Annotated in this window: 10 protein-coding genes; 8 read left to right on the top strand and 2 right to left on the bottom strand. The window is 48.1% G+C overall.

Features of this window, described 5'->3' with window-relative positions; translation table 11 throughout:
- Positions 1–95 precede the first annotated feature (95 nt).
- Positions 96–893: a hypothetical protein gene (locus ACYVGO_RS34690; protein ID WP_460973304.1), complete on the bottom strand. Its 798-nt coding sequence runs from the start codon at positions 891–893 to the stop codon at positions 96–98.
- Positions 894–1159: 266 nt separating this feature from the next.
- On the opposite strand from ACYVGO_RS34690, the gene ACYVGO_RS34685 reads away from it, so the two are divergent.
- Together ACYVGO_RS34685 and ACYVGO_RS34680 are read left to right on the top strand one after the other, a co-directional pair.
- Positions 1160–2206 carry a sensor histidine kinase gene (locus tag ACYVGO_RS34685; protein WP_168207822.1) on the top strand — a complete coding sequence of 349 codons (1047 nt, stop codon included), beginning with the start codon at positions 1160–1162 and terminating at the stop codon, positions 2204–2206.
- Entirely contained in the window at positions 2206–2934 is a 729-nt protein-coding gene (locus ACYVGO_RS34680; protein ID WP_142773550.1) for a LytR/AlgR family response regulator transcription factor, read from the top strand. The genes ACYVGO_RS34685 and ACYVGO_RS34680 overlap by 1 nt, the downstream gene beginning before the upstream one ends.
- A gap of 15 nt (positions 2935–2949) precedes the next feature.
- On the opposite strand, the gene ACYVGO_RS34675 is transcribed toward ACYVGO_RS34680, so the two are convergent.
- Positions 2950–4206: a hypothetical protein gene (locus tag ACYVGO_RS34675; RefSeq protein WP_460973303.1), complete on the bottom strand. Its 1257-nt coding sequence runs from the start codon at positions 4204–4206 to the stop codon at positions 2950–2952.
- 130 nt (positions 4207–4336) lie between these two features.
- Between ACYVGO_RS34675 and ACYVGO_RS34670 the strand changes: the two genes are divergently transcribed.
- The 6 genes from ACYVGO_RS34670 (at position 4337) to ACYVGO_RS34645 (ending at position 12449) form a co-directional block, all read left to right on the top strand.
- A complete protein-coding gene (locus ACYVGO_RS34670; RefSeq protein WP_460973301.1) occupies positions 4337–5914 on the top strand; it encodes a M81 family metallopeptidase in 1578 nt (525 codons plus the stop codon).
- Between the two features lie 518 nt (positions 5915–6432).
- Positions 6433–6891, top strand: a complete 459-nt coding sequence (locus ACYVGO_RS34665) for a hypothetical protein (RefSeq protein WP_460973300.1) — start codon at positions 6433–6435, stop codon at positions 6889–6891.
- A 70-nt stretch (positions 6892–6961) separates the two neighbouring features.
- Entirely contained in the window at positions 6962–7225 is a 264-nt protein-coding gene (locus ACYVGO_RS34660; protein ID WP_142773554.1) for a hypothetical protein, read from the top strand.
- Positions 7226–7237: 12 nt separating this feature from the next.
- Positions 7238–7507 (top strand): hypothetical protein, encoded by a 270-nt coding sequence (locus ACYVGO_RS34655; protein ID WP_142773555.1) that lies wholly within the window; start codon positions 7238–7240, stop codon positions 7505–7507.
- 192 nt (positions 7508–7699) lie between these two features.
- Positions 7700–11821: a hybrid sensor histidine kinase/response regulator transcription factor gene (locus ACYVGO_RS34650; RefSeq protein WP_460973299.1), complete on the top strand. Its 4122-nt coding sequence runs from the start codon at positions 7700–7702 to the stop codon at positions 11819–11821.
- A gap of 196 nt (positions 11822–12017) precedes the next feature.
- Positions 12018–12449: a LytR/AlgR family response regulator transcription factor gene (locus ACYVGO_RS34645; protein WP_460973298.1), complete on the top strand. Its 432-nt coding sequence runs from the start codon at positions 12018–12020 to the stop codon at positions 12447–12449.
- Positions 12450–12462: the final 13 nt, after the last annotated feature.

The following is a 12462-nucleotide window of genomic DNA, read 5'->3' as shown; positions in this document are numbered from 1 at the left end:
CCCTACTATCGACATGTAGAGTGAAGTTAACTCTTTTATAAAAACCTAATAAACAGAGGGTTGGAGAAAGTCAGGCTAGTTCATTCCCCAGTTCTTCAAAAATTGATAGTCATTGGAACAATCGAGGGGCTTGTATCAGTTCGATTTTGCTCAACAGTGTCCTTACGGCTCACACCTGTTGATGGCTGAATACTGTAGGCAAACCGGGCATCCTGCCTTTTTATTGTATAGATGAATGGTTTGTTATCAATCTGAACAATGACTTGATAGGCATCACTCGGCAGGGCCGACAGATCTAACCTGCGCCGGTACTGATTGTGGTTCGTAAACTCCTCGTATACTGTCCTGTTTTTTTGATCAGCCACCCGAATTTTGTAGCGCAATTGGTCGGGATTATTGACAATCAGGTACAGCTTACCGGTCGGGTTGATGTAAGCATGCACCTGATAAGCGGTTATTGCCGACTCAAAATACGAAGCGGTGTTTGATCGGACGGTTACTTTGGGAGCTATAGGTTCCACCGGCGTTGGGGGAAGGAGTTCTGTTTTGATTTGTGAGGCTACGAGTTGATTAGCCAGTAAGTGGTCTAATATCCTGTCGAACTGCTTCTGATTTTTCCGACTGAGTTTGACCCACTTTTCGGGCATGATCTCCTCATATAGCAGTTTCCCGTTGGGTTCAAAGAACTGAATCAGCGTACTACGGCTAGCCGCCTGGGTTTTAAGTCGCCAATAGCCCCGTTTGGACTCAGTTTCCTCAACATTCTGTTGAGCCGTTTGCTCGCTCTGGGCCTGGCTCGTTTGAGTATGCAGGAGCAGCATGAGTACAGGAAGCCATAAGGGTGAAGCGAAGTGGGTTAGCCATTGGCGCGGGCTGATTCGTTGTGGTAGCATAGTCAATGAGTTTATAGTAGGAGGTTGTATTACCTGTAGCAAAGCAACTGGCTATGTCCATACGTAATAGGAATTTTAGACTAACGACCAACTCACTCATCCACATAACAGCCAGTGCTCATCCATCGCTGTTGGTCGAGAAAATTGGTTGTTGGTCGAAGGATTCCTCTGTTGAGGAGTTTACGTACGTTGTTGGGCCAATTAACCGTCTTCTAACCAGAAGTAGGTGTAATTTTATCCTTTCATTCAGAAACAACTCATTGACAATGGCTCGTTTCAGTGCGCTTAAAGCCTACCGGGAAGCCTGGCAGCAAGGGCTTTTCTGGCTGGGTTACTTTCTTTTCGAATGGCTCAATACAGGGGCTTATATGGATAACTTTCACCAGAGTTTCTATAGCATTGCCCTGAATATTCCCCTCTTGATTATAGCGGGTTACTGGCATCTGCTGGTTACTGTTAAGCGCTTTTTACTGGCCGGTCGTTTGGCAGGTTTCTGGACAAGCTTACTGGGAGGGGTACTGGTTTTTGGGTTGCTTCGGCGAGCCATTAACTATACCTGGCTGTATCCGGCCTATTACCCGGCTGGTTTACAGAAACCGTACTTGTATTGGCCTAAAATTCTGGCCGAATCCATGCAGCTACATTTAGTGGTTGCCCTCTTTGTAGCAGCGAATCTGGTCCGGCATGCCCTGAATCAGCAACGATTAAGTGAAACGTACCGACGAGAAAAACTTTCCGCCGAATACCGTTTGCTTCAATCTCAGGTTCAGCCCCATTTTTTGTTTAATACCCTCAACAACCTGATCTCGGTTTCGATACACCAGCCAGCACAAATGCCCCATTTATTGCAACGACTGGCCGGCTTACTCAGTTACCAACTGCATGAAAGCCATCGACAGACGGTGCCGATCACAAAAGAACTAGATTACTTGACGGATTATATTTCGCTGGAGCAGATCCGGTACGGGGATCGTCTGGATGTACAGACAAATTTTCGTGAGTTGACAAATTTGAATCAGCTCATGGTACCGCCCATGTTACTGTTACCCTTTGTAGAAAATGCCTTCAAGCATGGGGCCGCCCAAACAGAAACCGCCTGCTGGATTCAACTACATTTGGCCCGTAGTGGCAATCGGCTGGTTTTTTCGGTCGAAAACTCCCTACCGGATGGGATTATGTATCCGTCTACAACAGGTTTAGGCTTAACAAATTTGAAAAGACGGCTGGATATTCTGTTTCCCGGCAATTATGAATTAGTGACCCTGCCGGAGGATAGCCAGTTTCTGGCCGTTTTAAAATTCACGCTAACTTAATGGCTATTCGTTGTTTTGTACTGGATGATGAGCCGCTGGCCACCGATTTGCTGACTGATTACATCAGCCGGTTACCCGATCTGGACCTGGTAGGCGTATCCACAAGCCCAACTCAGGCCCTGCGGTTTTTACAGCAAACGCCAACGGTCGGCGCACCGGTCGATGTTATCTTTCTGGATATTCAGATGCCCCGCTTGTCTGGATTTGATTTACTACGCCCGTTAGGGTACCGGCCCAAGGTTATTTTTACAACGGCCTTCCGCGAGTATGCACTGGATAGTTACGAATTTGACGTGCTTGATTTTCTGGTTAAGCCCATCTCGTTTGAACGCTTCCTCCAGTCAGTGGGCAAAATTTATCGGTTTTCATCCGCAACATCGGCTCTGCCGGAAACACCTGAACCGATAAAAACCGGAAAAGACTACCAATATTTTAAAGTCGACAAAGAGATGGTCAAACTATTTCTGGAGGACATTTTATGGGTTGAGAGCCTGAAAGATTACGTGCGAATTCATACCGTGTCGGGCACGCTGGTTTCTTACCTTCGGATAAGTTATCTGGAAGAAAAACTGCCACCGGATCGATTTGTCCGAATTCACAAATCATTCATTGTAGCCCTGGATCATATTCAGGCCGTCAGCGCAACTTATATCCGAATCAACAACGAGGAAATTCCCATCGGTCGAATTTATAAAGCCAAACTCGAGGAAGTTATCCAGAGAAGTTAAGCCGCTGATCAGGCTTTACTTCAGACTAGCTACCTGCTCCTCATATCGTTTGGTATCCAGCTTAGCTTTACGAGCCGTATCAAGCCCCTGCTGGGCCTGTTTATAGGCTTCAGCTTTTTGTCCCATTTTCTGATAGGCCACGGCCAGCTCATACTGAATATCAGCCACCTGCTGGCTCATTTTCCCATCAGCTGGAGCAACGTTCAGCCCATCGGCTGCCCAAACGGGCATTTCCTTAAGATAGGATGTATCCGTCGCTTTTTCGTTGAAATAATGCATGAGATACGCATAGTCGGCAATCCCAATGGCTTTATTCTGCGCCCTATACTCATTAAACCGTTGCACGGCCCCTGGGGTACTCTTCGCCCGTAGGTGAGCATCCAGTTCCTTGAGTAATGTACGACCCGCGGCTTCATTGGCTGGCACACCCAGGGCAATCATATAGGTACGCATCTGCACAATTTTCTGTAGCGGATTCTGATCGCCGTTCATCCCGTATAAAGAGCGAAAAACCACGCCTTCTCCGGCTTCTTTCACATCTTTTACCGGGAATGCAGCTGTGAACTCACTCAGGTGACTGAAGAAATAAACGGCTAATGGGTTATCAATATCATCGACCAGTCGTTGCAGGCAGTAGAACCCGGCAGGGCTTTTCATTTGCCCGGGTGATTGAAGTAAGTTTCCAACTGCATCGCTAATGGCATGTAGCTGGGCATTGTCCTTCCTGACTTTACAGTACTTCCCATAATTAATTAAAAATCCCAAATCCCGGTCGCCAGCTTCAAAACGAGCGGCATAACCCGCTGTGCGCTGAGCAGGATTGAGTGCAGTACGACCTGCCGAGATAACCTCCTCAATAAACGCGGGCTTAGACGTCTGTTCGGCTGGAGTAGCCACGTGGATGAGGTTGCCCTGGGAATCAAAAAACAACAGCAGGGGAAACTCTGGATACGCAATTCCCTTTTCCTTTTGTAAAGCCACGGATTCGGGCGCGTTGGCTTCGACTTTCCAGTTCACAAAATTGGCGTTGAAGTAATCACCCACAGCTTTTTCGGCCAAAATAGGCGCCAGTGCTTCGCAATGAGGGCAACCCGTTAGGTAGACTTCAACAGCTAAGGGTTTGCGCGCCGTTTTGGCAGCTACTACGGCCGACTGGAATGTTCCCGGCAGGAAACGAATTCCGGGTTTGGGATTAACAGACGCTTGCCCATAGGTTATCAATGGACTCGTAAAGAAGGCAAGCAAACTAAACAAAATCACCCGAAATTTCATAGGGTAGAGAGGATATTGGGTTAGTAAACTTATAGAACGAACCGCACGGACATAGGTTCCCTTTAAAACAATCGTCGGCAAAGTCAGTGCCAGTTTTTGTTGAGCCGCTTCATACGCCTAAATTGGGGTCATGAAACAGATCTTTTTAGGGTTCGCTGTCGGGCTGTTTGCCCTGGGCGGAGGATATGCCCAATCAACGATTACCTCAGGAGCCAGTACGCTACCGCGTATTGCCATTGCGGGTTTAGGTATCGAATCCAGCACCTTCTCCCCGGCGGTTACGCAGGAGGAAGCCTTTCACGCCCGCTATGGCCCCGAGGTTTTCAATGCCTATCCGTTCATGATGCCCATATCGCCCCTGCGCAAACAGGCCATATGGCTGCCCGCCATTGTTGGCAAATCGCTGCCCGGCGGAGCCGTGACCCGCGCTGCTTACGAATCGCTGGTTAACAAAACTCTGGATTCGCTCAAAAAATACGGCCCCTACGATGGCCTTTATTTTGATATTCATGGTGCCATGAGCGTGGTAGGCCTGGATGACCCGGAAGGCGACTTTCTTACCCGAATCAGAAACGTGATTGGCTATAAAACCCTCGTTTCCACTTCCATGGATTTGCATGGAAATGTATCCTGGCGGTTGGCCCAAAATTCCGATTTGATTACCTGCTATCGGATGGCCCCGCATGAAGATGCCATGCAAACCAAAGAACGAGCTGTGGTAAACCTGCTTGACCGTATCAAAACCGGCAAAGGAAAACCAGCCTATAAAGCCTGGATACCCATCCCAATCCTGCTGCCCGGTGAAAAAACAAGTACCCGCATTGAGCCGGGCAAGACTCTGTATCAAAAAGTGGAGCCCATTGCCGATCATCAGGGTGGCATTGTGGATGCGGCTATCTGGATTGGCTACGCCTGGGCCGATGAGGCTCGTAACCACGCCGTGGTTATGGTTACTGGCGATGATAAGCAAAAAGTAGCCCAGGCCGCTGAGAAACTAGCGCTGGATTTCTGGAATGTACGGAATCAGTTTGACTTTGTAGCCCCAACCGGTACGCTGGAGAAATGCCTGGCAAACGCGCTGGCCAGCAAAAAACATCCCTTTTTTATTAGCGATACCGGCGATAACCCAACGGCAGGTGGCGCTGGTGATGTGACCTGGACTCTTACCCAGTTGCTCGCCCGCCCGGAATTTCAGCGGGCGGATGGCCCTTCGCTGATCTATGCATCTATCCCCGATCCAGAACTGGTCAAGAAAGCAATTGCGGCTGGTGTTGGTGGCTCTGTTGAGGGAACAGCAGGCGCTCGGGTTGACGCTCGTTTTGCACCACCCGTTAAACTGAAAGTCACGGTCGAATCAATCGTGAAAGGCGATAAAGATGCGGAAGTGGAAGTAGTTGTAAAAGTGGGCAGTATACACGTTATCGTTACCCAAAAACGTAAGCCCTATCACAAAGAGATAGACTTCACCCGTCTGGGTCTTAGCCCCCGAAAATCGGACATTGTGGTTGTAAAAATTGGCTACCTGGAACCTGAACTGTATGCCATGCAAGCCGACTGGATTATGGCGCTAACCCCTGGTGGAGTCGATCAGGATTTGGCTCGTTTACCGTACAAACGCATCAAGCGGCCTATGTTTCCGTTCGATAAAGATATGAAAACGCCAAACCTTTCAGCCCAATTCGTTCCCGTTTCGGGCGAATCTCGCTAGCAAGGTAATAAACAGACGCCCCCGTATCGAACAAATCGATAATCCCCTGTTATCGGCCTGGCGCACCAGTTATGCCGGTAAAGGCACTTCCTGTTCATTCCCCCTTCTTTGCGTCCGGGAATTAGGTTCTATTGCATCGAAATAGAATCTAATTCCCGGACGCATGCATTTATCCCTCCGTATTGGACTACTCATTTCCACTAATTCGCTCATTGGCCCAAAGGCTGGCAGTACTTAATACTACACGATCATCTCAACTCTCAACATTCACAAAATTGGCTGGCTTTCACCTCAGACTTTCATTCCGATACGTAGTTACGTTCCTGTTGTTATTGATCGTGCTACTAGAATTACATGAAACCGTTCATATTGTGACGGGACGTTTGATTTGTGGCTGTTGGGGGCCAAGAGACTTCAATGTTTGGTCATTATGTCCAACCTGTTCTCAACGCCATCCTCTTTGGTGGCTGGCTACGCTAGCCGGTCCTCTGGCTTCCTTTGCGCTAATGTGGTTAGGAATGGGCTGGCTCAAGTCAACGAACCCAGACCGGAAAGCATTGGGATTCTCCCTGATTTTTGCTAACATACCCTTTGGCAGAATCAGCACGGTAATGATGGGTGGTGGCGATGAAATGGTTGTGACCAGGCAGCTTCTTAAACAGGATTTCAGTCGTACTCAGCTGATTCTGATCTGCTCTGCATTGGTACTGCTTATTGTGATCCCTCCGGTCTATAAAGCGTGGCAAGTACTGACCAACCGCAGAGCATGGCTTTACTTGATTGGTTTTTTAACCCTGCCGCTGCTGTTCTTACTCGTTTATGTACTTACCGGCTTAAACTCCCTGTTAACCATGGGTTTCTTAGCAACTCCCTGGATTATGGGAACACCCGTTTTTATTACGCTCCACACCGCAATTGCATTAGCCGTGCTGATTTTTCTTCGCAAAAATCTTTTATCCGTTGCAGCTACTGACTGAAGGTCGACCAGTACAAAATTGCCTACAGTCCAATCAAACCAGACTTATCAACCTCTTCACTAAAATCGTCATGTCTGCACTCAACATACTTACCAATATCAACTGGCTTCTAATTAGTCTTTACGGGGCTTATGTAATCTACCACCTTCTTCAGGCAAATGGCCCGACAGATGCCGCAGGACAGGGACTGGAATCGGCCGTTAAAGGGGTTTTCTTTGTAGCACTGCTTGTCTTAATTGGCTTAAACCTGCTCCCTTATATATGGATAAAGAGCATAGGCCTGCTGCTTGGCATTCTTCTCCTTTGGATGGTATACTATATCTACACCCATTAATCGCCAATCCTAATGATCCGATTTATTATGCAGGTAACCGGCTTCGGCCTTTTCTATATCCTGGTCATGGTGGTCACTTTTCCGTTCATGACGATTATGGGAACTCCCAAACCCTGGCAAAAAAAGCTTGAATTCATGCTCTTTTTCCCGATTGACAATGAAAAAATTGGCGTTATGTGGCTTCCCGGAATGATCGCGGTTATTTTTCTTAACGGATTAATCTGGGGCGTAGTCTTAGTCGGACTGTTCAGATTAGGTATATTCATAAAAAGCCTCATCTAGGAACCAACCGTTCGAAATAGGATCAAGCACAGCCTCTCTACGAGCAACTGTATACATTAATTCTACCTTTCTATTAACCTATAAACCTAAAAATGAACATTTTATACTATCAATACGTAGTATAGTACATTTCCAGATAAGTGTCTACATTGGCCTGTTTTTTGGTAATTTGCCAGTAAAATCAGTATCCGAATGCGCTTACTCTACCTGTTCATTTTATTGCCATTTGCCCTTTTTGCACAGCCAACCCATCAGACTGCCACAGGCTGGCAGGAGCTAACCATTTCCGATGGTCTGTCGCAAGGCATGATTTTCAGCATTAAACAGGATCAAAAGGGATTTATCTGGGCGGCTTCAAGAGATGGTTTGAATCGGTACGATGGTCATAATTTTACCATATTCACCCATGATCCCTACAACGAGTTTAGCCTTTCGGGCGATTACTGCACGGCCTTACTGATTGATAGTCATCAACGACTTTGGGTCGGCACCTTAAATCAGGGCCTCAATCTCTTTGATGATCGAACACAGCGTTTTTATCATGTCGATATCCGCGACCAGAAAGCGTCTAATACGGGGAGTTTTGAAATTCAGCTCCTGGCCGAAGACCCCCAGGGTAATATCTGGGTAAACACGGCCCAGGGAAAGCTTTTCAAAATAAGCGTACCAAACTCACTTAAAACCAGCTTTCCCGATCGTCCTAACTTTACGAATCAGATAAAGTCTCAGGAAATTACCTTACCCGATATGGGTGTCAATGCCATAGCTCATCATATTAGTTTTCGGGCTGATGGGCAGGCGTTGGTGGGTACGAGCTATGGGATGTATTCCCTAAACTGGCGTCAACCTCACAAAGCAGCGAAAACAACCCTTTTTTCGGGCGAATTCGGCGAATTTTTTTCTTTGTATGACGACCCGACAGCAGACTTTTGGGCGGCCAGCACCAGCAATAAGATCGTTTGTTGGCAGCATGGTGTTCAGAAAACAATTCCCTTACCTAAAAAGGACAATTTCAGCGTTCGCCTGAAAGCCATCGATGCAAACACCATCTACATTGCCGCCACCGATTTCCTGTGGGTAATGTCGCCAGCAGAACTGTTTCAGCAGGATAGCCTGACGGCCCGCAATGCATTCCTTGCGGTTCCACCTAATTTATTTGCCATTACGGATATGCTCAAAGACCGAACCGGAAATCTATGGATCGGAACGAGCGGATACGGGTTGCGGAAGTTCAATCCCAGAGTTAAACAATTTCATGCCTATCTGCCCAATACCTCCCTTACCTATTTATATCAGGACCGCCAGGGACGCCTGTATGCCCGCTACCAATTTGCCTATGGTTTGTTGGATAAACCAGCTAACCGATTGGTACCTTTTTTAAGCAATAGTCTCCCCCCCGCCGACCAGCGTCAGCGCTTTATGATGCAGGATCGTCAGGGCTTTTTTTGGGTTTCGAACGTCAACTTCGAAACCCATTACCAGCAATTATTCAAGTTTTCGCCAACCTGGCAACTCCTCAAAAAGTATCCGATCCCCCCCAATGCATCCTACGGTTTCTATGGAAACCAGACGCTGGAAGATAAAACCGGTAACCTCTGGATTGGGGCCAATAATGGCAAATTGATGCGGTTTGACCCGAAAACCGAAACGTTTCAGGTATACAGCTACCAGTTTTTGCTCCCACAAAGTGGTGCCGAAATTGAAACCTCAGCCCTCTATACGGATCAGGCAGGTACGCTCTGGATTGGTACCCAGCAAGGATTGATCCGGGCCGACCATCCGCAGACTACACCCGCTTTTTCGATTTACAAAAACTCCAAAACAAATCAACAGAGCCTTAGCAATAACTCTGTATCGAGTGTTATCAGTGACCCTTACCAGCCCGCTCAGTATCTTTGGATCAGCACCAAAGGTGGTGGACTGGAACGGCTGGATAAACAAACGGGCGAGTTCACCCATTTTACGGAAGCCCAGGGCCTGCCCAACAAAGTCGTGTATGGCATTCTGGTCGACGAGTTCAAGAACCTCTGGATGAGCACCAACCGTGGCCTGGCTCAGTTTAACCCCAGAACGTTTCAGTTTCGCAATTATACCAAAGCAGATGGGCTACAGGACGATGAATTTAACACGGGCTCGTTCTTTAAAACCCCTACGGGTGAATTACTTTTTGGTGGAGTAAACGGGCTGACTGCCTTTCGGGCGTCGGCGTTGAAGCAGAAAGACGCCCGCCCACCACTGGTTAACATCATCGGCCTGAAAGTGAACAATGAACCCATTCGGGTGGGAGCCCCAGACGGTATTTTAAATGAAAGCATTGAACACACGCAGGTGCTCGATTTATCGCACAACCAAAACCTGGTGACACTCGAATTCGGCGTGATGGATTATACGAATTCGATCAAAAACCGGTATCGATACCGTCTGGAAGGGGTCGATGAGAAGTGGGTGGAAGCCGGTACTAACCGCTTTGCCAATTACACCCACCTGCCCGATGGCAATTTTCGGTTTGAGATGATGGGCTCCGCCGATGGCGAGCTCTGGAGTAAGCCAGTTGTATTACAGATTCGCGTTCATCCCCCCTTTTACCGAACCTGGTGGGCTTACCTGCTCTATTTATCCACTATACTCTTTATTGGCTGGCAGCTATATCGGTTCCAGACACAACGACTACTGCTTCAGCAACAGGTTGACTTTGAGCAAAAAGAAGCCTCCCGCCTAGCCGAACTTGATACCTTAAAGACGCAATTTTTCGCCAATATATCCCACGAATTCAGAACTCCGCTTACCCTTATTCTGGGTCCTATTGAACAGGCCATTCAGGAATATGCCCACGACCAGCGCTTTCCCCTCATCCAGCGAAACGCCAATCGGCTTTTGAGCCTGATCAATCAGCTCCTTGAACTGAGTAAGCTCGAAGCCGGTCAGCTCAAACCCGAACTCAGTCCAGGCGATATCGCCGGCTTCTTCCGAACCTTAGCCAGTTCGTTTAGTTCGCTGGCCGAGAGTCGACAGATTCAATTCCGTTTCACGCAGAACCAGTCGGAGCAATGGGCTGAATTCGATCGTGACAAGCTGGAAAAGATTACGACGAACTTACTGTCTAACGCCTTTAAGTTCACGGTTGTCGGCCAGTCGGTGGAGATGCGGGTCAAGTATCCTACTCCCGGAAACTCAGGGACTATGACGCTCCACATCACTGATACAGGTATTGGCATTGCCCCCACTCACCTGGCTCACATCTTTGAACGGTTCTACCAGGTTGATGGTCAGCTAAACCGGCCCTACGAGGGAACAGGTATTGGATTAGCACTCGTAAAAGAACTGGTAACTATACTCAATGGTACCATTGACGCCACCAGTACCGAAGGCGTTGGGACTACCTTTACGGTAACCCTACCCTTGGTAACGATCACCAAACCAGCACCCGCGTTTATCAATGCAGTTGAGCCCTCCCTGACTACAGAGTTTGTAGCGGCAACACTGGGATCAGTCTCTTCACCAACTAGTTTACAGCCCAACCAGCTCGATAGTAGCCATGAAAATGTGATGCTTATCATCGATGATAATACAGATATCCGGGCCTATGTTCGGAGTGTGTTTCAGAACGATTACCAGATTATTGAAGCCATCGACGGACAGGAAGGGCTTGACAAAGCAACCGTAGCACTTCCCAATATTGTCGTCTGCGACCTGATGATGCCCCGGCTCGACGGGTTTGGGTTTTGCCGTGCCCTAAAAACGCAGGAAGCCACCAGTCATATTCCGGTGGTGATGCTAACTGCTAAAGCTACCGTTGAAGACCGTATTGAGGGTTTTGAATTAGGTGCCGACGAGTACCTGACCAAACCCTTCAACCAGGCCGAGATTCAGGCCCGGGTTCGTAACCTGATTCAACAGCGCGAGCGGCTCTATCAGTATATGGCGCTACGAAACATCGACCCAGCTCTAACCCTAGCTGCTCCAACGCTGTTCTCTACCGAACATAAGTTTGTCGAGCGCCTGACAGCCATAGTCAACGAGCAAATTACCAACCCCGACTTCAGTGTTGAGGCTTTGGCGGAGGCTGCCAATCTGAGTCGTGCTCAACTTCACCGCAAGCTTAAAGCACTTACCCAAACTACCGCAACGAACTTCATTCAGGATATTCGGCTTACCAAAGCGGCTCAGTTACTTTCCCAAACGGAACAGAACGTCACCCAGGTAGCCTTTGCTGTAGGCTTCGAGAATCCCTCCTACTTTGCCAAGCTCTTTAAGGAACGCTACGGAGTTTTACCCTCCCAGTTCGGTAAGGGCTCTACCCCTACCAGAACCTAGCTTTCCGGATTCAACCACGACTTATTACGGATCCTTTTCCTGCAAAAAAGCCCTAGAATAAGGGCTTTTTTGACACCATGCAACCAGAGTGGCAGGATATGCAACGAGAATGGTAGCGAAATAGTGACCGATAACGGTACTTGCCAACCTATTGATCGACTATACTTTGCGAATCAATTCTAGTATCTCCTCGCCCATGACTAAACCAATCTACCTCCACCAAAACGGTCACGTTTCGACTTACGCGGCCCTCAAGTCTGCTCAGTACGAACTCAGAATGCACCTTCCGAATACCGGAAAAATCATCCTGCCCATGGCCGACCTGATGTATTTGCAAGCCGCCAGTAATTATTGCTGGCTGCATTGGAAAGATGGCCAGCGGATATTGACCCCTCGTACCCTGAAATATTACGAACCCATGTTGCCCGAAGCCTGGTTTGTTCGCCCCCATCGCAACTGTATTGTCAATATCCACTACATTGACCGGATGGAATATCTGTATCCTGATAAGGGAGGTCTGCTTCACTTACACTCGGGAGAAATACTTCCGGTATCGCGTCGGCGCTGGGTAGACATTAAGAATACCTACAAACACATGCGTAGCCAACAAGTGCTACCACTGAACTAGAGTAGAGGTTATA

It is taken from the genome of Spirosoma migulaei, from assembly GCF_054776855.1.
This window is presented reverse-complemented; position numbering and strand designations above follow the sequence as displayed.

Coding starts and splice junctions, on each gene's coding strand:
- ACYVGO_RS34680 (WP_142773550.1), top strand. CDS start 2,206: ATGGCTATTCGTTGTTTTGTACTGGATGATGAGCCGCTGGCCACCGAT.
- ACYVGO_RS34670 (WP_460973301.1), top strand. CDS start 4,337: ATGAAACAGATCTTTTTAGGGTTCGCTGTCGGGCTGTTTGCCCTGGGC.
- ACYVGO_RS34645 (WP_460973298.1), top strand. CDS start 12,018: ATGACTAAACCAATCTACCTCCACCAAAACGGTCACGTTTCGACTTAC.
- ACYVGO_RS34660 (WP_142773554.1), top strand. CDS start 6,962: ATGTCTGCACTCAACATACTTACCAATATCAACTGGCTTCTAATTAGT.
- ACYVGO_RS34675 (WP_460973303.1), bottom strand. CDS start 4,206: ATGAAATTTCGGGTGATTTTGTTTAGTTTGCTTGCCTTCTTTACGAGT.
- ACYVGO_RS34665 (WP_460973300.1), top strand. CDS start 6,433: ATGGGCTGGCTCAAGTCAACGAACCCAGACCGGAAAGCATTGGGATTC.
- ACYVGO_RS34655 (WP_142773555.1), top strand. CDS start 7,238: ATGATCCGATTTATTATGCAGGTAACCGGCTTCGGCCTTTTCTATATC.
- ACYVGO_RS34690 (WP_460973304.1), bottom strand. CDS start 893: ATGCTACCACAACGAATCAGCCCGCGCCAATGGCTAACCCACTTCGCT.
- ACYVGO_RS34650 (WP_460973299.1), top strand. CDS start 7,700: ATGCGCTTACTCTACCTGTTCATTTTATTGCCATTTGCCCTTTTTGCA.
- ACYVGO_RS34685 (WP_168207822.1), top strand. CDS start 1,160: ATGGCTCGTTTCAGTGCGCTTAAAGCCTACCGGGAAGCCTGGCAGCAA.